Genomic DNA, 23999 nt, shown 5'->3' on the forward strand with positions numbered 1-23999 from the left:
GTACCGAGAGCGCCCCTATAATGCAATTTATCTGTATTAAAGAAATATTTAATTAATATAAATGCAATTTAATCAATATTTTATAGGACCTGATTATATTTTCAGCATACCTTATTGATACTTCTTTGCAATTAGGGTAGGTATTTCCCGTCATCACGCCCTAAATGTTCGGGATGAGTAAATTTGGAGACGCCTTATCATGAACGGAACACGCAATCACCTTACTAGCCCCCTTTCAAGCCGAATGGCTGCCTTACTACTCCTAGCTGCTCTCGTGACCTGCAGCATAATACTGCCTCCTACTCTCTTAGCGCAGCAATCAGCAGATTCTCCACAAGAACTCCCCACCATTACCGTATCTGCGAACCCACTCGCACCAAGCCTCCTTGAGTACGGAAAACCAATCTCAATCATGGAAGAAGATGAGCTTGAACGTCGAATGGAACCGACTCTCGGAGAAACCCTCCGACTTGAACCCGGTGTGCGCAGCTCATTCTTCGGCCAAGGCTCTAGCCGTCCTGTTATTCGGGGATTTGGCGGCGATCGTGTTCGGGTTCTTAAAAACGGGGTAACCACAGGTGATATCTCTGATATCAGCGAAGACCATGTAGTTGCAGCCGACCCAATGCAAGCACAACAAATTGAAATCCTACGAGGCCCCGAGACACTCCTTTACGGAAGTAGCGCTATAGGAGGTGCAGTCAATGTGACAGATGACTCAATCCCCGAGACTAGCCTTGGCAAACCTTTTGAAGGAAAACTACTCGGTCAATTCGGAAACTCAGCTGATAATGAAAAAACACTCGGTGCAAAACTCCGGGGGGAATCTGGTAGTATTAACTGGCACCTCTCTGGCTTCACCCGAAGAACAGATGACTATGAAATCCCAGGTTTTGCAGAGTCTTCACGTTTACGTGAGATGGAAGCATCAGAGCACCACGAGGATGAAGACGAGGATCATCATGAAGGTGCTGAGGATGAAGAACGCGAGGGAAAACTGGAAAACTCAGATACAGAAAGCTGGGGTGCTACTGCTGGAACTTCTTACGTATGGGACAAGGGGTTTTGGGGCATATCAGTGAGCGGTTTTGGCTCTGATTATGGCGTCCCCGGACACATCCATGTAGAAGAAGGCCATGACCACGACATGGAAGACCACAGCATGGAAGCGGAAGAAGACGGTGAGAATGTTCGAGTAGAAGCCGAGCAGCTCCGAGTTGATATGCGCGGACGAGTCGATGATGTTAGTGACGCTATTGAAAGCATTAAGTTTCGAATGGGGGTTACTGACTACGAGCATGATGAAATCGAAGGTGGCGCTGTGGCTACAAGCTATGAGAGAGATGCCATTGAAGCCCGACTTGAATTCTTACATGCGCCCGTTGCCTCTTTCCGAGGAGTAGCTGGGATTCAGCTCCACTACGATGACTTTTCAGCGCTTGGGGAAGAAGCATTTCTTACTCCGGTAAAAACGTTTTCACCAGCATTTTTCTTCTTTGAACAGACAGAGCTATCAGACTCACTCGACTTTCGCTTTGGTGGACGAGTTGAATCAGTAAGACTCGACCCGGTTGGAGAAGAGTCAAAGAGTTATACCCCGTTTAGTCTTTCAGCGGGCCCTCTCTGGAATATCACTCCAAGTGGAGAGTATACGCTCGGGCTGACCGTTGCCTACACTGAACGGGCACCAAATGCAGTTGAGCTATTTTCTGAAGGCCAGCACCTTGCACGCCAGATATTTGAGGTTGGAAATTCAGACCTCGACAAAGAGGCTTCTTGGGGAATTGATATCGCTCTTCAGAAAAATGACGGGCTTGTAACAGGCGCGTTCACTCCTTTTTACCAACAGTTTACAAACTACATTAATCTTGCTGGTACCGGGGCAGAGGACGAAGGACTTCCGGTATACACCTATGAGCAGATTGATGCGTACTTCTGGGGCTTTGAGCTTGAATCAGCGCTGCATCTCGATCAGCTCTTCTCAATGGGGGCTCACCGAAGCTCTCTTGAGTATCAAGTCGACTACGTAAGAGCGCGGAATGAGGATGTGAGTGGAAATCTTCCTCGGATTCCCCCACTACGGAATATCCTCCGAGCCCGCTATCAGTATGACGAGCGCCTTGATGCGTATCTGGAGGGAGTTTTTGTCGAACGTCAAAACGAGGTGGCAGAGTTCGAAATTCCAACTGACAGGTATACCCTTCTGAATGCCGAGGTCAGTACTGCAATCCCCTCACTCCAAGAGAAAAATGGAAGGGTGTTTCTCCGTGGAACGAATCTTACCGATGAAGAGGCACGTATCCATAGCTCCTTCTTAAAAGATCTCGCACCGCTCAGAGGACGCTCCTTCCTTGTCGGATTTCGGACAAACTTGTAAGAATAGGAGGCTCACAAGTTGTAAACGCGTCAGACTACGACGGATATCGTTTCTTCGAGCTCTTTGTTAAGGAATATTTCAATGCTTGGCGAACTTCTCTCACGCGGTGGAATAGTCATGTATCTCTTGCTTGGCTGTTCTATCGTCTCTTCGGGTATTATCATTGAGCGGTTCTGGTTCTGGCTCACTGAGAAAAAAAGAGTACCGATAGGTATCGTGCATGGAATCGTGACGGGCATATCGGGAAGTCAAGCATCACAGGAGTCACTCCATTCACCATTCCTCAAGGAAATATCAGCACTCCTGAAGAAGAGAAGAACTGGTGAGGCCTCTGCTATCCTCCGGAAAGAGAGCGAGCGTGCCTATGCTCGCTCAATTCAACACCTCAGTGGACTTGACACAGTTATTTCCATCAGTCCACTCCTTGGGATTCTCGGGACGGTACTTGGAATCATGAAGTCGTTCCATGCACTAGATCTCCAACACATGACTTCACCAGGGGAAGTAGGGCACGGCCTCGCTGAAGCGATGATCACCACAGCCTCTGGGCTGGCAATCGCGGTACCAACACTGGTGTTTTACAATCTCTTTCATTCGCTGGCGGCAAGACATGCTGCGGCCCTCTACAAACTCGCTGAAGACCTCCAACAAACGGCACCTGAAGATTCTTCGGAACAAGAACTCTCATGAATCCATACCTGCGACACTTTCAAAATCCAGCGCAACAAGGCCGTTCCGTGCGTCGAGCGAGAGTAGAGATTATCCCGCTCATCGATGTCATGTTTCTCCTCGTTGCCTTCTTCATGGTGGTTTCAATTTCGATGGTTGCGCAAAAAGGTATTTTTGTTGATCTCGCTCCTGCCATAACTGGGGATTCTTCTATCGAGAGTGATGAAGCGCTTGTGATTTCAGTCGATGCAGATGGCTCTTTTTATCTCAATAAAGAGCAGATAGTAGAGGGAGAACTCGCCGCTGTCTTGTCAAAAAAAGCACAAGACACTCCTCATATAGCTGTCATTATCAATGCAGACAAACAAGCAGCGCATGCGGGTGTGATTGCCGCACTCGACCTTGTGCGACAATCTGGCCTTCATAATGTTGTCTTTGCGGTTGAGCCACGGGATTAATGCTGTGCGATTAACGCTTTGTCTCATTGGGACGCTTCTTATTCACCTGCTCTTCTTCTCGTTTACTCCTAGAGAATCCCCTCTCCTTCCCTCTCTTCAGGTCTCACTTACTCCACCGCCACTATCAGTTCAACTCAAAACGATACCGAAACCTTCAAGCCGGATACTCTCCACGCCACGAGAGGAGGTTAAAAAGAAAAAAGAAGAGGCGATTGATCACCAAGCAGCCAAAAAAGAGACTCAAACAGAAGACCAACAGGAGACTCAAGAGACATCACCTCGAGTTGAGGAGTATGTAAGTAACTCAACATCCCCTCGAGAAGTAAGTGAAGCAGAGTATCTTAGTAACCCACCACCGACCTACCCAGAACAAGCAAGAAGACGACGCCAACAGGGAACAGTGCTCTTACTCGTCCACATTGATGCCGTTGGTCAGGTAGAGAAAGTAACGGTAAAAGAAAGCTCTGGATTCGCCACTCTTGACCGCTGCGCACTCGCTACCGTCTCAAAGTGGCGGTTTGCACCCGCTATCAGCGAAGGGCGCGCTATGCCATCACAAGTGCTTGTCCCGATTCGCTTTGAGCTCGGAACGCTTTAGGGTCGAGCCCACCGTTACAACACTCTGAAACATGTCGCATCAGCTCCCAGTACTTGCATGTATACACCACATATACTACAGTTCTTTCAGCCACTTATGAGGATGCTTGGAAAAACCTTAGTAAGTGTGTACAACCCTCCTTCTAGAAATGCTTCTGGGTTAACGAGTTCGACACGGGTGGCAATGCGCTGCTGAAGGAGTTCTCCTCGTTGAGACTGGCTCGCGAGGGAATAGTTGCTGACAGAAACGATTTCTAAGATGAGGCCCGATCGCCAAGTTGGCTAAGGCAATGGTTTGCAAAACCATCATTCGCCGGTTCGAATCCGGCTCGGGCCTCAACCTGTCTCTCGAATCTTCTCTCGTGGAATCTCCTCTCGTGACTGTACATCGCGAGATACGAATTACCAGTCGGCCTATCGACCACTTGCATCACTCTGAACAACTTGCAACTTCTGCTCAGCACGTGAGAGCACTTCCCGCAAATGATCTAAAACTACAATTCCTCTCTCGTAAGACATCATCGCTTTCTCAAGGTCTAATCCACCCTCTTCAACTTGTGCCACCAGCTCCTCAAGCAGATGCATTCCATTTTCAAACTTGATACCACTCATGAGCTTTGCTGGATCTTCACTCTTTAACAACTCTTCAAGTCCAATCTTCTTCTCTTTTGCCATGTTCTCCTCCTTCCCGTTAAGAAACTCAGTTTTCACTACAATAAGGTCTCTTGCCGTCCTTCGTCGCGAACCTCTTTTTGCAACTTTCTTTTTGATTGCTGCTGCTTCTTTGCCGACTCCTCTTTTCGGAGCTTGTCCCGTTCACTACTTTCAGCCTCCATCATAACTGACGTAATACTGGCTCCAGCTGCACCTTTGGCAAAACGAATGCGCACCTCGTCTCCCTGAACTAACGCAGCGGCTGAGCGAACAAAACATCCCTCTCTCTCTACCAAAGAAAACCCTCTACGCAGCACTCGGTCAACATTCAGTGCTTCAAGCACCTTAAAAAGCTCCCCTAGACGCTGCTGCTTCTCGCGTATAAACGAAGAGCTTGCCGAGCACAGTCTTTGGTTTATGAATTCCACTTGTTCTCGAGCTACTCGAATTTTTTGCCTTGGATCATGTACGAGAAACTGACGAGCTAGAGTCTGCAGTCCCTCTCGCGAGGAACGGAGCTGCCGCTGCGTGATTTCTCTTAACCTTCTCTCACACTCAAATAATTGATTCTTCATGAGAGAGAGGTACCGATCTGGTCGTAAATTCCCAAGATCCGCTCGAAACTTCTCCAGCTGGGATCGGTGCTGCTCAACCCGGAGCGCAAACACTCTTCGCAACAACTCCTCTTGCTCATCTACTCGCTGGGCGTAAGGATAAAACCAGCTTTCATGCGCCAATAGCCGTTGTTGGTATCGCGACACATCCTGAAGTAATTCTTCTTTCTTCGGAACCACCATCTCTCCAGCTGCGGTAGGCGTAGGAGCTCTGACATCTGCTGCTAAATCCGAAAGACTCGTATCTACCTCATGACCCACCGCCGAGATGACAGGAATACGTGAAGAGAAGATGGCACGGACTACCTTCTCTTCATTGAATGACCAGAGATCTTCAAGCGAGCCACCTCCGCGACCAACAATAATAACCTCAACATTGCAATTCTTCTGAAAGTACTCAATTCCTTCGACAATATCCTCTACAGAGCCCCTCCCTTGAACTCGAGCATCGTAAAGGTAAACCTCGGTGGAGGGCATACGCTCACGAATCTTTTTCATCATATCCGCAATAGCAGCACCACTTTTTGAAGTTACAATTCCAATCCGCTCCGGGAAAAAAGGGAGTGGCCGCTTCCGACTGGCATCAAAAAATCCTTCCTTCTCAAGTTTTGCCTTTAATTCCAGAAACCGTTTTCGTAAAAGCCCCTCGCCGGCCTCCTCCATTCGCGAAATAACAACTTGGAACTTCCCACTACCAGAGTAAATAGTGGGAGAGCCAATACAACACACCTCGACGCCCTCTGCTGGACGGAAGGTAAGTCTCGCCACCGTAGACTTCCAGAGCACCGTTGATATCAGACTCTGCTCATCTTTAATGCTGAGATACATGTGCCCGCTTGCAGAGACATAGCACTGCGAGATCTCACCACGAAAGGCAACGGAGGGAAACTCTCCCTTCAGGACTGCATTAAACTGCTTCGTTAATTCCGATATTGAGAGATATTCTCTCGTGCCCATGTTCCCTCTGAAACAATAATACTCTTCACCGAATCTCTGGCGCTGAAGAATCTATTTCCCAAGCTGCTCGTTCATGCCTACAATAGTACATTCACACAAAAAATCGACCCAGAACTATCTGCATTTCTGCATCGAACGCTCTATGTCAAAGTCGAATATCTCTATAGCACTCGTCAAGAAGCTCATTTCCCAACTAGGAAAGACACAGGACAAGGGAGCAAAAACAGAAAAGACGCCTTCCAGACCGCGATCTTCTGAACACTTGAACACTATTCCCGTATTCCTTCCTCGGTCCTTGCAGTTTTTCCTTCTTTTATGGCTTGGTTGCCTCGTCACCCTGCCTCTTGATCTAATTGTGGCCCCAGTTATGTTCTCTCTTTTTGCTGATGCTCTTGCTCCACTTACAGACTCGTATCGAGAATTACTCCTCGTCCTTTCCCTCCTGTTGATGGCCGCCCCTCTCATGTTTCGGGAGCAGTTTATCCACTTATTACTCTCCTCTCAGGAAGCACAAAGCGAGAGCCAGCTGATTGCCTCAAACTTTCAAGGGGCCCTCCCCACTCTTATTGCAATGTCGATTGGCGCCGATCTGCTTATACGAACCAGCACTTTTGGGTGGAAGTGGACAATAGGAGTCCTTGTTGTATCACTTCTTGCATTTCCCTTCTGGTATCGACACCTTAAACAAAATATCAAAAAGAAGATTCATCCCACCATTCCCCAAACAGAGCTTAAAAACTTTGTTCGCGCACTTCGACAATTTGAACTCTTGTATACTCTGTTACTCGTTGCTTCTCGCCTTGGTGCATTTCTTTCTATTGGCTTCGCGCACACATGCCAACTGTCAAGCGGGCACCAAGTAGCAATAACGGGAGTTGCCTTGCTTCTCTTTTTCAGTGCCAAACCTACAGGCGCAGATCTTCATAAAACGTGTCGAAGGTGTGGCTATAGGAGTCATCGAACACTTCAAATCGAGGGGAAGTGTCCTGGGTGTCACAAGCTAGGGCTTAAGAGCTATACCCTGTCCCAACGGAACAAGAGTCACACCCAATTCTACACTCTCTTTGAGCGTTTTGATAATCTGATCGAACAGATGGAAGTCAAACTCAATCCAAAAAACTGGATGCCACCGTCAGAAAAACAACGGACGAAAAGAGCAAAGGGAGGGTCAAGAAAGAATAGCCAGAGCCCATCATGAGGCTTTACCCTGCAGATTGCGCCCCTGGAAGGCCGAATTATGGGCCAAGAACCCCTTAAAATCGCTCTTCACTTTGCCCCTACTGTAAATCCCTGATAGTCTCAGAGGTCAAAATTTATTGGGCACGGAGAAGAGCATGGCAACCGAGATTAAGATGCCTCAACTGAGCGATACGATGGACTCTGGCAAGATTCTTTCCTGGAGTAAAAAGGAGGGAGACCAGATAACCCGTGGTGATATTTTAGCGGAAGTTGAAACCGACAAAGCAAATCTTGAGATTGAGTCGTTCCACAATGGTGTTCTCCTAAAAATCGTAACCCCAGCGGATAGCTCGGCAGTCGTCGGAGAGACCATTGCCTACATCGGTGAAGCAGGTGAAGCGATCCCCGCAGGGACTACAAGCACTGCTTCTATCGCGAGTACCGCAACATCTGGTGAAACGCTAAAACAAACTCCATCCGATTCATCACCTGCTCTAAGCCAACCCACGTACACCAACGGAAACGGCAATGGTCTAGCAACCGCTAGTGGACAATCAACTTCTTTTTCCTCAGGAAGGATTAAAGCTTCACCTCTAGCGAAAAGACTAGCAGAAGAGAAAGGAATAGATCTTTCGACAGTCCAGGGCTCTGGACCTGATGGAAGGATTGTGAAGAAAGACCTTGATGGAACAGCAAGTGCGACTCCTTTAAGTGCTCCTATGATTCCGCAAACTCAACCTGTAGCACCCGCCAAAGAAGTTCCCTCAGAAATACCAGCAACACCAGCTGAGGTGAGTGCCCCGACAGATGGAGGAAGCTTAGTCCCTTTCTCGAAAATGCGTACGACGATTGCGAAGCGAATGCAGCAAAGTGTTACAGAGGCTCCGCACTTTTACGTAACGACCTCTGTGAATATGGACGCTGTCTTAAACCTGAGAAAGCTGCTGAAAGAGAAAAGAGGCTTTGAGAAAACGAGCATCAATCACTTCGTACTAAGGGCAACAGCATGTGCAATCGCCGCTGAACCTCGGGTAAACTATGCAGTGCGAGATGAGCAGTTTGTTTTTCAACCAGCAGATATCAATGTCGGCATTATAACTGCTATCGATGACGGTCTCCTGATTCCGGTTATTAAAAACGCTGACCGAATAAGTTTTCAGGACCTCGTATTCGAGGCAAATGCTGCAGTAGAGCGAGCTCGAGCTGGGCGACCAAATGCTCAAGATTTGCTGGGTGGCACATTTAGTATCTCGAATATGGGAATGTTTGATGTTGAAAGTTTTACTGCGGTAATCAATCCAGGACAGGGCTCGGTGTTAGCCGTGAGTAGCATTAAAGAGCAAGCGATCGCAGAGAATGGTTCGGTTCGAATTGCAAATATGATGAAAGTTACTATCTCAGTTGATCATAGAATCATTGATGGTGTAATGGCTGGAAACTTTCTGAAGGCATTTAAAGAGGCTCTAGAAAATCCCGCTTTACTTCTTTTGTAGAGTATAATCAGGAAGATTAAAAATGATGCTCACACTCGGCATCAACATTGAAGAAAGGCAACTCAATGGCAATTGATGTACCAAGAAGCCAACAACTCATGAAAGAACGGCTGGTCAAGCCTCCATGGTTGAAGGTGAAAGCACCGGGGTCGCCAGAATATCTTGATACGATGAAAATCGTAAAAGGGCTTTCACTTCATACCGTCTGCGAAGAAGCCCATTGCCCAAATATAGGTGAATGCTGGTCGCATCATACTGCAACATTTATGATTATGGGTGAACAGTGCACACGTCGATGCCACTTCTGCTCGGTAAAAGATGGTACTATTGAAACTCTCGAGCCGCTCGATCCGTTCGAGCCTCATCGAGTGGGGGTAGCAATCAAAAAACTACAGCTGAAACATGCCGTCATTACCTCGGTTGATCGAGATGATGTCAGTGACTTCGGTGCTGAGCACTTCTTTCAGACCGTCACATCCGTCCATCGAAACGCGCCAGATTGTAATGTAGAACTGCTGATTCCAGATCTTCGTGGGGAACGCCGGTCTCTTGAGCGCATCCTTGAGGCTGGGGTACAAGTCCTTAATCACAATGTTGAGACCGTACCACGCCTCTATAAGCGGGTACGACCTGGCTCTGGATATATTCGATCCCTGTCTATTCTTCGCTGGGCAAAAGAGATAGATCCCGCTGTACGGACAAAGTCGGGCATTATGGTTGGGCTGGGAGAGCAAAGAGATGAAGTTTTAGCTCTTATGGACGATCTGAGAGACGCAGGTGTTGATATCATGACCATTGGTCAGTACCTACGCCCTACTGCCAAACAAATGCCGGTCAAAGCCTTCATTACTCCAGAAGAATTTGAAGACTATCGCCAAGAGGGGGAAAGCCGCGGATTTCTTTTTGTCGAATCTGGCCCTCTTGTCCGTAGCTCCTATCACGCATGGAAGCACACCAGCGACGAGGCTTAGTGCCCGCATGTCACTGCTAGAAGGAGGAGGCCTAGAGAGGTGATGTAAGTGAACCTATACCGAAAACGGTAGAACCCCTGTAGCCTGTTTACTGGGAATCCGGGTGCGGTAAGCTCTCCAAGGTATACTCACAGTGAAAAAAGAGAGCGAAAATTTTCAAAAAGACGGAACATGATCTTTCGCAGGATAAGGACATCTCAAATTTCTTCGCCTCGTCGAAAAAATGGTCTTCGTCTCGCTACAATTGGAGTATTCCTCGGGATCCTCCTGGGGATCGGAAAAGTTTTCATTGAACGCTCAGTAGAAGATCTTCTTTTTACGCTTCTTAACGATGAAGCACAAAAAGCCTGTGCCTGCTCCTTCGAAGCAGAGGAGGTCGACTTCTCACTCCTGACCATGAGAGGTACTGCAATCAATGCTAAAATTGTTGAAGAGGGAATTGACCGAATTTCGGTTCCAAAGATTACTGCTGACTTTAATCTCTTAAAAAAGATAACTCAAAAAAGGATTGCGTTAACATCACTCAAACTCTTCTCGCCTCTTGTGAATAGCGTTCATCCAGATAGTGGCGGCGTACGATTTATCAGCTCACTTGCTCGACCACTTACCCCAGAGCAAAAGGAAGAATTTAAAATTCGAATCAAACTACTCTCACTCGATGTAATAGAGGGAGAAGTCACACAACCACTACCATTCGGTTCGCTCATTGGCCAAGGAGTATCTCTTCAGTTCCTAAGAGACAATCAAGATAATCTTCGTCTTACTCCGTCAGCGCGTAATCTCATTTTTCGTGGGCGGAACAACGGGGTAATCTCCTTTGGGAATATTGAAAGCGCACTGTACATAACCGATGATCAAGTCTCTATTGAAACGCTATTGCTGACGCTGAAGAAAAGTTTTCTTCAAATATCTGGAATAATTGATAAAAAGAACGGCGATCTCCTCTCGATTACGGGAGATACCGAGATCTTTACTGAAAATCTCGCTCTGTCGCTTCTGCCCCAGGGACATCTCAGCGGAAGCGGAAAATTGAATGGCTCTATCGATGAGCCCACAGGCTCTTTTGAACTCTCTTCCCAGGAAACGGGACATCCACTTACCGTTGTTGTCGGCAACTCAAAGCTCTCTCCGACAACAGTACAGCTTAAGGGTGCCCTTGAGACCTCAGAAGATGGTGGAGCCAAGTTTTCAATCACGCCAATGGAATTCTCCTCTCCCACTGCATCATTGATAGCAAAGGATGCGATTACCCTTGAAAATGGCTCTCTATTCGGCACAGTCAGATTTCGGTTCGATACTATACAGACCAGTAACTTTGTTCTCCATGGAGGTGATGCGAAGTTACTATTTAAAGGCAAGGAACCGCTCCATCTTGATGCACATCTTGCAGCTTTTGAAGTTCATGAACTTCGCTCACCAAAACTACACATTGATGCCAAGATCTCTGATGAGAGTCTCGACTTCTCCATCCAACATGCGTCGTCTGACAATGGACGTCTTCAGATCACAGGAAACGTCGAAGCCTACACAACAAACCCCATATTGACAGAACTCGGGCTTGATATTGCCGAACTACGAATAACACCGGCGCCAAAGACAAAACGGTGGGGACAGCTCACCCTCAGCGGACGCGGCTCTTTCGCTGGTCCTCTTGATGATTATGAGCAGCTCTCAGGAGCAGCATCACTGGCGCTCTCTGGAGCAGTTTTCAGAGGAGAATCTGCACTCAATGGAAAATTGCAGCTCACATCTGGAGTAGCAACAGCGCAAATGGAGAGCTCAAATGGTTCAATCTCGGTACAATTCGAAGCCCCAATCTCAACGGATAGTCCCGCCAAGATTGCATTGCGCCTCGTAGACTTTCAACCAAAAGACTATTTTCCTGAACTTCAATGCCTACTGGCGGACCTCGATGCTGACTACTCGTTCTCTTTTCGTGATCCCTTTCGTGGCTCAGGAACTCTACAACTCTCCAAGCTAACGGTCGGGTGCAATCCCTATCAGACTGCTCTGGTGCATCCCCAATTGATTCGAATAGAGCAGGGACAGATAATGCTCCCGAGTATCACTTTTCGCTCAGCTGATTCAGATATTGATATTGCAGGAACAGCGAGCATTGATGCCCTCGATCTCTCAGCCACTGGAAGTATCCTTTTAAAGACATTCCTGCCACTTACTCCCTTCCTCGATGACCTGTCAGGGCGATTAGAGCTCGCTGTAAAAGCAAATGGAAATCCAACTGACTTACAACTGTCAGGAACTGCTGCCATTAAAGATGGAGCATTTGCGGCAGAATCACTTGATATTTTAGGAACAGGCTTCCAGGGAGATTTACTGCTCACATCGGATGGAATCAAAATTGATAGTATCTTCGGAGAACTCAACAGCGGTCGCACTGTCATACGCGGTAATATCGATCAAAAACACATACTAGATTCCAATATCATTGTTGAATTCGAGGATATAGTTTTTCAACCCTCTCTCGATATCTATGGCGGTATTTCAGGCGAACTCCTCTTCACGCATTCAGAAACAGGCAAGCCATTTTTGACGGGTGAGGTTAACATTGAAAACGGGGAAATCATTCAGGAGTTCGATATCCGGGATATCATCTCGAGGGTTCCTCAAACTCTCCTCGGTCGTTCCTCGAGTGGAGAGGCACCCCCACGCACTGCATTTCCAGATATTGATATCGACATTACAATGAATTCTGACGGAAGTCTTTTCGTTATTACCTCGTACTTCGGAATCGAAGCTACTGGTAACGTTCAAGTGCGAGGTAATTTAAATCAGCCGCTCTTGCGCGGAAATATAGCGACAAAACGTGGATGGCTCGGATTTAATGAGGTGCGTTTTGACATTGTGTCAGGTGCAATAGAGTTTAAGCCGCCGGCCATAATACCGTCACTATCAGTCATTGGAGAGACTTATGTCCGTGGAGCACGAGGAGAAAACACACTCATTGTGTTAGAGACGAAGGGCTCGCTCTTACGGCCGCAAATAACATTGAGCTCAGACGATGGGCTCTCACAACGTGAAATTCTCGCGCTCCTCGGCACCCGCTCAGATTTTCGAGTGAGCTCGGGCAGCTTCTCTGAAACAGGCTCACTTGAACTCCCTTCAGACTCCCACTCTTCGCGCAAGAAGTCTTTGCTTGGTCGCCTTATTCAACGGGTGACACGGATTGATGCACTCTCATTTCAACCCAAGTTCAACGCACGTCGAGGTCAGTTAGAGCCAGCTCTGGTAGCAGAAAAGAAAGTATTCGACGATCTTGATCTCGTTGCCGAAAGCTTTTTGAGTCAACCACAGGAGGGATCTCAGCTGTTCCTTCGTTATCAGCTTACGCCAAAGATACAAGCCATAGGAACTCTTGATACTGTAACGAGCCAATCGCAAGCTTCCGTGGGAGCAGATCTTTCCTACACAGTGCTCTCAAAGCGAGCTAAACTTACCAGATTTGATTTTGCAGGTGTTACCCATTTCAAAGCTCAGACACTGCTCGATGGACAAAGGCTCTCTGAAAATGCACTTATTCTGAGAAAAGATCTCCCACGCATTGAAAGAGGCTTCAAAGAATCATATGAACGAGAAGGATTTTTTGACCCTCATTTTCAGCTTGAATGTATAGGAGAAAGTGATATCTGCAAAACCATTAATGTGATGGTAGAAGAAGGTCCGCGCTCAAAAATCCTTTCTCTTAACACGCTCAATGAGCCACTCCCTCAACATATTCAGAATTCATTGAGGGAGCAGCTCTCTCATAACGTATTTGCAACAAAAGCTTTTCGAGAAATTCTCGAGCAACAAATTATCACTCACCTTCGCTCCGAAGGTTTCTTGCAAGCAAAATGTGATGTCAGTTATGACACAACTGCTCAGCTCCTTCCTGATCGCGTATTAACAGTAGCGCTTTCTCGCGGAGAACCAATTACGATTAATTTCGTTGGTAATTCACGCTTTTCTTCACGTGAATTACTAGAGACGATCAATCTCTTTAAGCGAAAACATCCGTTTGGAGCAAATACAATACGAATTCTCGCAAGAAACATTGAAAAACGATACCGAGAGGAAGGATATCTCTATGCAACAGTAGGTATCAGGGAAATATTGAATCAAAAGGATAATCGTAAGACATATACATTTTCAATTAGAGAAGAATCTCAGGTGTCAGTCTCTTCTGTAGCTATCAATGGATTAAAAGAAATTACGAAAGATGAAATCTTAAGGGAGCTTCAGAGACAGTTCACGAAAAGGGCAAAAAGAGAACTTCTCGCTCCACAGACAGCGGTGAGCGAAGAGATTCTTGAACAGTGCCGGCTGCTTACTCAAACCTTAAACCTGCTTGGATTTCCTGATGCGCAGGTTCGAGGAGAAATTATTCCAGATATAGAGCAAGCCTCCGTTCAGATTCACTATACTATCAGTGAAAACGAGCGGTTGTTCGCACAACATCTTCAAATTGCAGAATGGCCAAAAAATGTGTCGATACCGATCCCACCAGAATCTCCTTATTCAATCCCAAAAGCGAATATATATATAGAGCAGCTTTTGACAGCGCTTCAAGAGTCTGGATATCTCTATGCTGCTCTCTGGACAGAGTTTCGAGATGAGCAGCTAATCATCCACGTGGAAAAGGGCCCCAGAGAAAAAGTCCGCTCTGTCCAGATTCTCGGTACCACTCACATTCCTGAGTCGATTATTCGTAAAGACTTAACACTTGTTGCAGGGGCTTATTGGACCCAAGAAAATCAAGAGAAAACTCGAGACTCGTTACTTCAAAAAGGCCTTTTCTCCAGAGTTACCGTCAAACGGGAGCCTATTTCAGCAGGCATTTCAGATATATCAGTAACGGTACTCGAGCGGCCACTTCAAAGCCTTGAAATTGGGATGGGGGCAAATTCGGTATTTGGGCTACACTTTTTTGGTGAGGCAATTGAGCGAGAGTTGTTTCTTGATGGAAGAAACCTCTCGCTCCGATTCGATACATTTTACGACGATACCAGCGGAGAGCTCTCGAGGGGTCTCGCTGGGCTGAAGTATTCAAATCCACACTTCGGTCGATTTCGATTAAATCATACGGAGGATATTCGTTATGAAAAATTAGACCTTGCAACTCAGGAGTTCGATCTTGATCGCATCTCGTTTTCCTCATCTCTTGCTTACACACAAGAAGAACTTTCACTATCTTTGACTCATACTATTTTCTCAGAGGATCTCTCTGATGTTACTCCAGATGCGATTCTTGACAGAGAGCTTGATACGGGACATGTGAGACTGAGCTTCCTTTCCCTAAACGCTGCACTCGATCGCAGAGATAATCCGCTGACACCTCGCTCTGGATATAATCTCGGTACCGAGCTCCGATTTTCGGCTAATGCAATTGGTTCAGAGGCGAACTACTTATCCCTTCTTACTCGAGCGAGTTGGCTTCATCCGATTGAGTTTAATAATCTTCAATTTGGATTCGCATCCGCTCTGCGCATGGGCATTGCAACGCCCTTTGCCGGAACAGATATTATTCCTATCAGTCAACGATACTATCTCGGTGGAAGAACGACGATCAGGGGCTTTCGAGAGAACTCCTTGGGACCTACAGGTGAGTTCGGCGCAGTGATCGGTGGGGACCTCTTATTCGCATCAAACAACGAGGTGAGATACTTTCCATCAGACACAGTCTCGCTACACACCTTTTTTGATTTCGGTTCAGTCTATCTCCAAGATGAGCCTATACACTCCGAAGACCTGCGCCTTAGTGCAGGGGTAGGTCTGAGATACATTTCTCCAATCGGTCCGATCGGTTTTGATCTTGGATTTCCACTCGATGAGCAGCGCGGGGAACCATCAAGTCGAATCCATTTTGCTATCGGTTCAAACTTCTAAGGGTTACGATCAAGACGGCTCAAAGGCTGGTGGCTTTTCCAACAAGCCTCTGCGGATTTGATCACGTAAGGAAACTATCTCCCTTCGCATAGCCTCGGATTACCTCGAGGGGAGCTTTTACCTTTGGAATGAGATCAAGAATATCACGAGGACCAACGACGGCCTGTGGAACCCCCTTTGCATTGACAAGAATAACCGAATGAATCCTCCCAATGACTAAACGCTCTATGAGTTCTCCGAGAGTTGCGGACGACGACTCAACTCCAAATTTTCTGGACATATAGCTATAAATTCGTTCAACCCCTTGAGAAGTAGTCCTCGTGCCGCCTCGAATCACTCTGAGGTGCCTCTTTGCCCTGGAAACAGAAAAAATTCCTGCTATCGAATCTTGATTCTCGCGCACGAGAGCATACTCTTGGTTTTCATCCGCCATCAGATGGAGAGCTTCTTGGAGCTCGGAATCAGGAGAAAAAATAGCAAAACCCGTTGGCGCTAACAGATGTATGATTTTCTCACAGGGCTGATCAAGGAGCCCTAACGCCTCTTCTGATATCAGCGAACCTCGCATGCCACTGTCAGCTGACTTCTTCGGATACGCCCGGGCTCCGTTTATCCCAGGCAAAGAAAGGGAGGCTCTCGCGAAACTCGACCCTACCATGGCACGCGCTCCGGCATGACCTCCTCCATCCTCGGCTAAGAGTCTTCCGAGGTCACGAAGTACAAGTAAGCCTTCTAACTCTGAGATAGTCATAGGACCGCTCCTATCCCCCTAAACCGTCCCCCAGTATCCGCAGAGAACGGAATTTTTCCAGAAAAAAATCATCCATACCGTTTATATCTCCTGAATATTCAATATTTACAGTGTGTTGCCATCTGCTCTTTTTCGTAACCTTCTGCACCTCCTGTGCATCATAAGAGGCTGGAGGAGGTGTTTTACCCTCACTCCTTTAAAGGTGAGCCGACCTTCGGGTCAAGGAAAACGGTTCTGGTGAGGTTAAATATGTTACGGATAATTTTGTGGTCAAAACAAGAGCAGCTTCCTCAAGGTGGAAAGGAGCTAGCAAAACGTATTTCACAAGAAGCAAACATTTTGCCGCTGACTGGCTCCGAAGAGTCCATCTTGAGTGAAATAGCAAAGCTCCAGAAGAGAGAGGCTCTCACGGATACAAAGACGCTATTCTTAAACATTGACTCTTTCTCCGATACCGCAACAGTACTCCAAATTGTGCGTCTAGCAGAAGCGTATAGCGGTGACTACGCAACTCTTGCCTTTACTTCAGGAGAATCTTTTTACTCTTCGCCAGAGGTCACCACTGATAATCTCTTTTCTGCTATCACCGAAAATCAGACTTGGACAACAAAGGCCGTAGTGGTTCGAGATGAATTCATTCAGCAGGTGACAGAAGATTCAAGTATTCCTTCAGCACTTCTCAAAATGGCTTTCAGAGCATTAGGTGAACATGGACAAGTCGATTGGAATCTTGAGACAATTTCTCTTGCTTCAACTAGCATAACTTCATCATCAGAAAATGAAGTGGAAACAACCTTTTCCAAATCAGAATGTTCAAATTTATTTCGATTCGCGGTTGCTGTTATCAATATAGAAGATTTATTTCCTCAATATAGCTGGGAGAATCATCCCGCAGAGAGTGCTGCAGCATGTTACCACTCCCTTGCCGCAAAATTTATATCGCTTGGAGAGTACTCTTCCGCACAAGAGTGCCTACAGCGAAGCGACCAGCTGGAAGATAGCCCAAGGTCACTGGCGCTGAAAGGAATAATTGCTCTGGAAACAGGGGAGATTCTTTCTGGTGTCGCCAATATGGTTTCTAGCCTTCAAGAATACGAGAAGCGAAAAACTACTGATGGAGACCACTATCTCAGTTTTTCACCAGACAACTTAGAGCTCATCAATGCAAATTTGGAAAGCGGCTTGAGTGCGCTCAATCAGCAACAAAATGCAAGAGCTGCTGGCTTTTTTACGGATGCAGTTTTTGAATTCGACGGCTTCTATAGAGATTGCGGCTTAGCGCTACCGAACCTTTCCCCACAAGAATAGGAAAGACGGGACTCTCCTACTTCACGCCTACAATATACACGATGTAGGTGTCATATTCTGAGTCTCCAGCCTCCCTTCGACTATAAGCAAGGTCAGCGTCCGAATCATCAGACTCCTCATTCTCCCAATAGACGTGAACATCACGGAACCCTACTTCCATGAGTGCATCTCTGACCTCTGGGATACTCCAAATACGCCAATCATAGGTAAACGCATCTTGCATGCGCTCCCCAGATGCCTTCCGAAAATGAATAGCGTACGATCCTTCATGTGACTGGGGATCAAACGTCTTCTGGTGCCAAGTATACCGGAACCAATCTTTTCCTCGTTTTTTCCCAAAAGTATGTTTAATCTTCCTATGCTCTTTAAACGGCGCCTCAACAAATCCAGGGCCTCCTGCAGTCTCGAGAACGAACGCCCCCTTTGTCTTCAACGAGTCATAGCCAGCGCGAAAATACTGGAGCAACTCAGCCCGTTGATGAAAGATAAAATATGAGAAGTTAAATGCTCCTGCGATATCGACTTGCGTCTTTAAGGGTTCAAGGACATTCTGCTTTTTTATATGAATTCTCTTCCGAGCATCTGCATCGAGCTTATCAAGATGAAGTTCGTGAGCCGCTGCTAAAACTTCATCATCAATGTCCAGTGCATAACTCTTACGATCCGCACTCCTCGATACCCATTCAGAGGAAATCAGACATGTGCCCGAGAAATCTTCCTTCAACGTTTTCGGTTCGGAATCAAAGACCTCTCGGTATACTTGCTCCAGAACTTGCACTTGTTGTTTGGAATCTTGCACTGCAACCTCATAGAACCTGTACTTTTCTAAAACCTCTTGCGATAACATTTCTTCTCTTTACTCCCTGGTTGCTTACGGTTATCGCCAATGAATATCTGGCGTTCTTTCTGCCAGAACCTTACTAACGAAGGACCAAGGGAGTAAACCCCTAACCCCGCATCAAAAATCTGTCTGGAGAGTCTATGCACTTCAGAATAGCTCTAGAAGCCCATACTCCCCTCTCGAACCATGAGCACTTTATCGCTATACTGGAGGCACTGTGGCTTCAGTAAATCACTGAGAGGGATTCCTATCCAGTATAAACGGTAATCTTCATGTCAGACAAAAAATTACTCCATTCGGAACTCTGGTATCTGGTTGCTGCAGTTCTATCCGTCATTTGCACAGGTAGCCTTGGATATATGCTTATTGAAGGCTGGTCCCTATTCGATAGCGTCTACATGACCATCATTACTCTCTCTACTGTTGGCTACACAGAGATTCATCCACTGACCCCCTCTGGACGAACGTTTACCATGGTGCTTATCATTGGAGGTGTTGGCGTGGTTGGTTACGTACTCTCAAAGATGGTAAGCGACCTCTTTGAGCAACAACTCAACAGCACAAGGAGGCACACTCGAATGCTCGAAAAGATGCGCACACTAAGAGGACACTCTATCTTCTGCGGGTTTGGTCGATTGGCTCAGGTAGCCGTACGAGAGCTTTTGAATCATGAGCAAGATGTCGTAATTATCGATCTCAGCGAGGTGCGAATAGCGGAGGCAAAACAGCTCGGCGCTTATACGTTACACGCAGATGCAACAAATGATGACGTGCTTCAACAAGCAGGTGCTGAGCATGCGAGACAAATTGTAAGTCTCTTACCGACTGATGCTGACAATCTCTACGCTATTCTTGCTGCAAAGGAGTTTAATGAAAACTTGCAGGCCATTACGCGAGCTGAGTTTCCTGCAGGAGAAAAACGGCTCCGTCAAGCAGGGGCAAATCGGGTGATCTCTCCATACACCATTGGGGGACAGAGGCTCGCTGACAGCCTTCTGCGACCGCATGTGCTGAATTTTCTCGATCTTACCGCCTCTGGTTCAGATTCAGAACTTGTCATCGAAGAACTCCGCATCCCAGATAATTCAGATTTGATTGGGAAAACACTCGGCCAAACACGTCTCAGGGAACACGAAGGCATTATCATAGCTGCCCTCATCACCCAGGATGGAAAAACAATTTTCAACCCCTCCGAACATGAGCGCATTGAGCAGGACGCTGTCCTGATTAGCCTCGGCGAAACAAGTCATCTTAAGACCTTTGAGCGGTACATCATTGGGGGCTCATGAGCGAAATAGCCACACCTCAATCTGATAGCTCTATTACACAAGAGCGACTCTCTCCTATTGAGTTCCTCATGAGCATTCCTCTCGGACTGCTTATCATTCTCTTTCTCGGCGGAGAGCTCTCCTTCTGGGAATGGCAAAGAGATATTCTACCCCTCTCACGCTCCGTAAGTATAAGCCTGCTTGCCGCTTTTACTCTTCTGCTTTTCATCTTCAAGCCCCCCTCTTCTCGGCGCCTCGCTCTCGTTTTTGGAGTGACGCTCATGCTTCTCTTTTTCTCTGGGTGGCTTACGAAGCCGTATTCTCTGCTGCAAGGACCAATGATTCGTGGGGAGATTATTCTCTTTTCCCTTTTTATGTTTTCCCTCTGGAAGCATCGTGTTGCTACCCTATGGGTAGCACTCCCCTTATCATTTCTAACTCTCACCTTTTGGTTCTTTGAAAGCGCCGATGGTCGGCTCCTCTTTTCTGATGATAATCCGACCTTTCTCTACCGCCTTATGCTTTTGAAAGAAAATTTTCCGATGATTCCATTTTATAATCCCCTATGGAATGCAGGGATTGACGCACGGGACTTTTTTGCAACTGGCGCTCTCAATATTTTTTTCCTAATGAGTCCTCTGATTTACCTACTAGACATCCTTACTTCGTATAATTCCATCATTGCACTGCTCTTATTTTTTATCCTTCCACTTCTCACCTTTTTCAGCTGTCGCCTTCTGTCACTCCCGGCACTTACTGGACTTCTTGCAGCAACTCTGGCTGCCACTTCTTCTCTCATGTGGTACCGGTGGGCGCTTCAATTCGGAACACTTGGGTTCATCACTTCAACCACGCTACTACCCCTTGTATTCGCTCTCGGCATTCGTTTTCTGTCGGACACTCCAGTTACGAGAAGAACAGCATGCTTAACCGTAATAGTTGTAACTCTTTCTCTTCTCTGGACTCCAGCTGGGATCGCCTGCTTACCCCTTATCGGTATCAGCGCTCTCTGTATCAAAAAGCTACTTCGACAACGCTCATTTCTGCCAACTACACTTCTATTAATAGCCATAAACCTACCGTGGATTTCCTTGTTCTGGGCTGTCTCCAACGTTGGATCTTTTCTCGACGAAGATTCTTCACGAAAGGGATACGCTCAAGTCTACAGCGAGCAAGATACTGGGAAAGCAAGAACGGGAACACCAGAATCTTCGGCTTCCACCTTCAAACATAAAAAAGAAAAAGTCTCCTCGTCAAAGGCACTGAAAAACCTGCGGGAGGTTGCCAATTCCGCACAACCACTAATACTCATCTTTACGATTCCAGGCATTTTCTTGATGAGCGGAATGGCGCGGATCGTATCAGGTCTGACTCTATTATGGCTGATAGTGCTCGGAAGTATTGGCCCGATGATTAAGCCGCAACTCGAACTTGATCGAATGCTGGTTATTGGTGTTTTCCTGGCTTCAACACCCGCGGCCCATGCTCTGAATATGCTCTATCGCTTCAAGCGGCGAAGCGCTATCGGCTCATTGGCATTCGGATTCATACTTGCTGGAGTCTTCAGCGTTGGCAGCATTATCAAAAATCGAACATTAGTTCCCGTTACATTTAAATCTCAAGAAGTAGACAAAATTGTCCACGTAGTAGGAGAGTACTCCGGTGAAGCACGAGTGCTTTTTAGTGGATTTATGCTGCATGATTTTAGCGGAGGGCACCTCGCACCCCTGCCTCTTTTGAGCGAGACTCCGATAGTGGCGTCCAGTCCAGTTCACAACCTTTGGCAATATAAACAAGTCTTTCCCAAAGAATTTCTCACCCGTGGCGACGATGGAATAAAGGAATATCTTGATTTGATGAATATTTCTCTTATTTTTGCTCATGAAAAAATGTGGAAAAAGTACTTTCGGAGTAGACCTCAGCTCTATACGCCGTTACGTCGTATCGGTAAATTTGGTGTATTTACGAGAAACGATTTCTCATCTTCATATTTTCTAGAGGGTTCGGGACGCATTCACTCTCAGACAAGTTCTGCGGTCACTCTCTCACTCAACTCTTCAGATGCAGTGGTAAAATTTAACTATCTTCCCTTCATGACGGCTTCATCATGTGAAGTTGCGCCAGTTCAAGTCAGTGACACCATTACCTTCACGCAACTTTCGAAGTGTCCGGTAAATGAAATCATTACATTACAATCCGTTTCGCCATTTGAACGTTGGAAGCAGGCGTATCTCAGACCTCATGGAGGGAAAAAGGAATGGTAACTCGAGTGCTCTTTTCTCTGATTCCACTCAGTATCGTATTGGGAATCTCTTTTTTCATCGAAGAATGGCGCTATACGAGTCTCATTTTTGAACGAGAAAACGAACTTCAGGCCTTTACCCACTTCACCAATGCATTACATGCTTGGCAACTCGACCCCCTTATGACTCCTATCGCTGATCTGCTTGGCTGGAGCGATCCCTCGATGGGAATTCTGGGGAAAAACGCAGTCCTCAGCCTTTCATATTTTTTCATTCTTGTAAGTGGACTCGGTGCTCTTCTTCTACAAGAGGACAAGCATGACTTAAGAGTAGCAGCTGCAAAGGCATTACCCCTCATTGCTATTCTTATTATCTTTGGTCTGAGCACTGTCACTTATGCTTCTCTCTGTTGGATTCCTTGGATTTTTGTAGCCCTTCGCTTATTTCAGAGCCTTTATTGGCGGCTCTTTGTTGCTAGTATCGTTACGTTACTTGCAGGAGCAGCTGCAGGAACCCTCGGTCTTCTCTTTCTTCCTCCTCTACTCCTTTTCTTTGGAAGCACACACAGCTTCACACCGCGAATAATTCTCGCATCTCTCAGCATTTTAGGCTGTCTCATGTTCTCGATTGATACCGGGTCTCTTCATGAACCTCAATATCCAAACGACGCGCACCTCGTGGCCGACGATGGGATTCCAGGTCATGTACATCCGCTCACAAGCTCCGCTCCCGCAATTCCATTCATTGATAGAAACCTCGAGAAGACCACCCTGAGACCTCTTATGGTCATCATGCTATGCTCCCTTCTTTTGCTCTATCCACTGGCCAGAAATAAGAGAACTCACCTTGCCTTCATTGGCATAGCACTCATTCTTGTCCTTGATACAGCAGTTGCTGAAGAGCTTTCCTTAATAGCACCTGTCCAAACATTACGAAGGATTATCCCTGGAGGATTCTGGATAGCACCAGCATCGACTCTCTTGGCTATAACACTTGTTTTGATTGCTATCTTTTCGCGAAGTATCATTGCTGCGACTACGTCTCTGGCTCTCATCATCTGGGCTTCTTTCTTTGGACCAACTTACGAAACAAGAGTTGCGGGAACTCTACTCACTGCCGAAGATCACGAGCTCATTCAACTCGTTTCCCCACAAAATCAAAAACCGATACAAAACTTGATACTTTCTCCATCTTTTTCACTCATAAAAAATTATCATATTACCCCAGAAAAGCTTTCTTCTTTAATGAGAGATGAAGCTTTTCAAGAGGCGGATATTCAACTCCCAGAGCTCAACATAGTGGTTTCTGAGGGTTCGCTTTTTGATAAGAAGAATCTGTTCGATCAGAATCCTCAGACTCGGTCTCGTATCGGGGAAAGTGGCCAAAAAGGAGTAGAGTACATCTGTATTGAGCTGATTGATCAAGGACGGTTTATTTCACAAGTCTTTCTATCACTTGGGGGTTTTCCAACTGATTTTCCTCGAGGTCTCCGAATTTTCGAAGGAGCTCGATGCGAGACTCTTCCCAGCGACTCGGCACAAATTCAGGAGTTTATTCCATGGGAGGGACCCATACGAACAACTACGGAAGGGTATCTCTACTATGGCAAGCAGTCTGAAGTAACGTTTCAAACAAAGGGGCAAACGCAGGCAGTATTGATACAACAAACAGAAAAGAGTTTTTTTGATTGGTCAATCGCTGAGCTGAAGGTATCCACCAGAATGCATGAATAGCAT

Annotated in this window: 16 protein-coding genes and 1 tRNA gene; 13 read left to right on the plus strand and 4 right to left on the minus strand. The window is 46.6% G+C overall.

All coding sequences use genetic code 11. The annotated features are described in order from the left end of the window. Nucleotides 1-199 precede the first annotated feature (199 nt). The 5 genes from EBR25_06380 (at nt 200) to EBR25_06400 (ending at nt 4441) form a co-directional block, all read left to right on the plus strand. Nucleotides 200-2377: a TonB-dependent receptor gene (locus EBR25_06380; protein ID NBW40622.1), complete on the plus strand. Its 2178-nt coding sequence runs from the start codon at nt 200-202 to the stop codon at nt 2375-2377. Nucleotides 2378-2458: 81 nt separating this feature from the next. Further along, complete coding sequence (locus EBR25_06385) at nt 2459-3067, plus strand: MotA/TolQ/ExbB proton channel family protein (GenBank protein NBW40623.1); 609 nt, start codon at nt 2459-2461, stop codon at nt 3065-3067. Next, the gene (locus EBR25_06390) at nt 3064-3504 is read left to right on the plus strand and encodes a biopolymer transporter ExbD (protein ID NBW40624.1); all 441 of its coding nucleotides are present in this window, start codon (nt 3064-3066) and stop codon (nt 3502-3504) included. Before EBR25_06385 ends, EBR25_06390 begins: the two co-directional genes overlap by 4 nt. Further along, nucleotides 3473-4102 (plus strand): energy transducer TonB, encoded by a 630-nt coding sequence (locus EBR25_06395; protein ID NBW40625.1) that lies wholly within the window; start codon nt 3473-3475, stop codon nt 4100-4102. Before EBR25_06390 ends, EBR25_06395 begins: the two co-directional genes overlap by 32 nt. Before the next feature lie 262 nt (nt 4103-4364). Then, a tRNA-Cys gene (locus EBR25_06400) sits at nt 4365-4441 on the plus strand. 74 nt (nt 4442-4515) lie between these two features. On the opposite strand, the gene xseB is transcribed toward EBR25_06400, so the two are convergent. Next, nucleotides 4516-4812: an exodeoxyribonuclease VII small subunit gene (gene xseB / locus EBR25_06405; protein NBW40626.1), complete on the minus strand. Its 297-nt coding sequence runs from the start codon at nt 4810-4812 to the stop codon at nt 4516-4518. Further along, nucleotides 4812-6326 (minus strand): exodeoxyribonuclease VII large subunit, encoded by a 1515-nt coding sequence (gene xseA, locus EBR25_06410; protein ID NBW40627.1) that lies wholly within the window; start codon nt 6324-6326, stop codon nt 4812-4814. The genes xseB and xseA overlap by 1 nt, the downstream gene beginning before the upstream one ends. A gap of 142 nt (nt 6327-6468) precedes the next feature. Here xseA and EBR25_06415 point away from each other — a divergent pair, with 142 nt between their 5' ends. From EBR25_06415 to EBR25_06430, 4 genes are all read left to right on the plus strand, one after another. Next, entirely contained in the window at nt 6469-7524 is a 1056-nt protein-coding gene (locus tag EBR25_06415; protein NBW40628.1) for a hypothetical protein, read from the plus strand. A gap of 136 nt (nt 7525-7660) precedes the next feature. Continuing rightward, entirely contained in the window at nt 7661-8998 is a 1338-nt protein-coding gene (locus EBR25_06420; GenBank protein ID NBW40629.1) for a 2-oxo acid dehydrogenase subunit E2, read from the plus strand. A gap of 65 nt (nt 8999-9063) precedes the next feature. After that, nucleotides 9064-9969: a lipoyl synthase gene (lipA, locus tag EBR25_06425; protein ID NBW40630.1), complete on the plus strand. Its 906-nt coding sequence runs from the start codon at nt 9064-9066 to the stop codon at nt 9967-9969. A 171-nt stretch (nt 9970-10140) separates the two neighbouring features. Then, nucleotides 10141-15852, plus strand: a complete 5712-nt coding sequence (locus EBR25_06430; GenBank protein NBW40631.1) for a hypothetical protein — start codon at nt 10141-10143, stop codon at nt 15850-15852. 61 nt (nt 15853-15913) lie between these two features. Here the strand turns inward: EBR25_06430 and EBR25_06435 are convergent, their stop codons facing one another. Next, complete coding sequence (locus tag EBR25_06435; GenBank protein NBW40632.1) at nt 15914-16603, minus strand: CBS domain-containing protein; 690 nt, start codon at nt 16601-16603, stop codon at nt 15914-15916. Nucleotides 16604-16852: 249 nt separating this feature from the next. Here EBR25_06435 and EBR25_06440 point away from each other — a divergent pair, with 249 nt between their 5' ends. Beyond that, the gene (locus EBR25_06440; protein ID NBW40633.1) at nt 16853-17911 is read left to right on the plus strand and encodes a hypothetical protein; all 1059 of its coding nucleotides are present in this window, start codon (nt 16853-16855) and stop codon (nt 17909-17911) included. 16 nt (nt 17912-17927) lie between these two features. On the opposite strand, the gene EBR25_06445 is transcribed toward EBR25_06440, so the two are convergent. Next, entirely contained in the window at nt 17928-18758 is an 831-nt protein-coding gene (locus EBR25_06445) for a hypothetical protein (protein ID NBW40634.1), read from the minus strand. A gap of 266 nt (nt 18759-19024) precedes the next feature. On the opposite strand from EBR25_06445, the gene EBR25_06450 reads away from it, so the two are divergent. The 3 genes from EBR25_06450 to EBR25_06460 are packed head-to-tail and all read left to right on the plus strand — an operon-like array spanning nt 19025 to nt 23996. Further along, nucleotides 19025-20041 (plus strand): potassium channel protein, encoded by a 1017-nt coding sequence (locus EBR25_06450; GenBank protein NBW40635.1) that lies wholly within the window; start codon nt 19025-19027, stop codon nt 20039-20041. Beyond that, the gene (locus EBR25_06455) at nt 20038-22284 is read left to right on the plus strand and encodes a hypothetical protein (protein NBW40636.1); all 2247 of its coding nucleotides are present in this window, start codon (nt 20038-20040) and stop codon (nt 22282-22284) included. Before EBR25_06450 ends, EBR25_06455 begins: the two co-directional genes overlap by 4 nt. Further along, the gene (locus EBR25_06460; GenBank protein ID NBW40637.1) at nt 22278-23996 is read left to right on the plus strand and encodes a hypothetical protein; all 1719 of its coding nucleotides are present in this window, start codon (nt 22278-22280) and stop codon (nt 23994-23996) included. The genes EBR25_06455 and EBR25_06460 overlap by 7 nt, the downstream gene beginning before the upstream one ends. The last annotated feature ends 3 nt before the right edge of the window (nt 23997-23999 follow it).

It is taken from the genome of bacterium (assembly GCA_009926305.1).
In the GTDB taxonomy this organism is placed as follows: domain Bacteria; phylum Bdellovibrionota_C; class UBA2361; order UBA2361; family RFPC01; genus RFPC01.

Coding starts and splice junctions, on each gene's coding strand:
- EBR25_06450 (NBW40635.1), top strand. CDS start 19,025: ATGTCAGACAAAAAATTACTCCATTCGGAACTCTGGTATCTGGTTGCT.
- EBR25_06455 (NBW40636.1), top strand. CDS start 20,038: ATGAGCGAAATAGCCACACCTCAATCTGATAGCTCTATTACACAAGAG.
- xseA (NBW40627.1), bottom strand. CDS start 6,326: ATGGGCACGAGAGAATATCTCTCAATATCGGAATTAACGAAGCAGTTT.
- EBR25_06420 (NBW40629.1), top strand. CDS start 7,661: ATGGCAACCGAGATTAAGATGCCTCAACTGAGCGATACGATGGACTCT.
- EBR25_06385 (NBW40623.1), top strand. CDS start 2,459: ATGCTTGGCGAACTTCTCTCACGCGGTGGAATAGTCATGTATCTCTTG.
- EBR25_06445 (NBW40634.1), bottom strand. CDS start 18,758: ATGTTATCGCAAGAGGTTTTAGAAAAGTACAGGTTCTATGAGGTTGCA.
- EBR25_06380 (NBW40622.1), top strand. CDS start 200: ATGAACGGAACACGCAATCACCTTACTAGCCCCCTTTCAAGCCGAATG.
- EBR25_06440 (NBW40633.1), top strand. CDS start 16,853: ATGTTACGGATAATTTTGTGGTCAAAACAAGAGCAGCTTCCTCAAGGT.
- EBR25_06460 (NBW40637.1), top strand. CDS start 22,278: ATGGTAACTCGAGTGCTCTTTTCTCTGATTCCACTCAGTATCGTATTG.
- lipA (NBW40630.1), top strand. CDS start 9,064: ATGGCAATTGATGTACCAAGAAGCCAACAACTCATGAAAGAACGGCTG.
- EBR25_06435 (NBW40632.1), bottom strand. CDS start 16,603: ATGACTATCTCAGAGTTAGAAGGCTTACTTGTACTTCGTGACCTCGGA.
- EBR25_06430 (NBW40631.1), top strand. CDS start 10,141: ATGATCTTTCGCAGGATAAGGACATCTCAAATTTCTTCGCCTCGTCGA.
- EBR25_06395 (NBW40625.1), top strand. CDS start 3,473: ATGTTGTCTTTGCGGTTGAGCCACGGGATTAATGCTGTGCGATTAACG.
- EBR25_06415 (NBW40628.1), top strand. CDS start 6,469: ATGTCAAAGTCGAATATCTCTATAGCACTCGTCAAGAAGCTCATTTCC.
- EBR25_06390 (NBW40624.1), top strand. CDS start 3,064: ATGAATCCATACCTGCGACACTTTCAAAATCCAGCGCAACAAGGCCGT.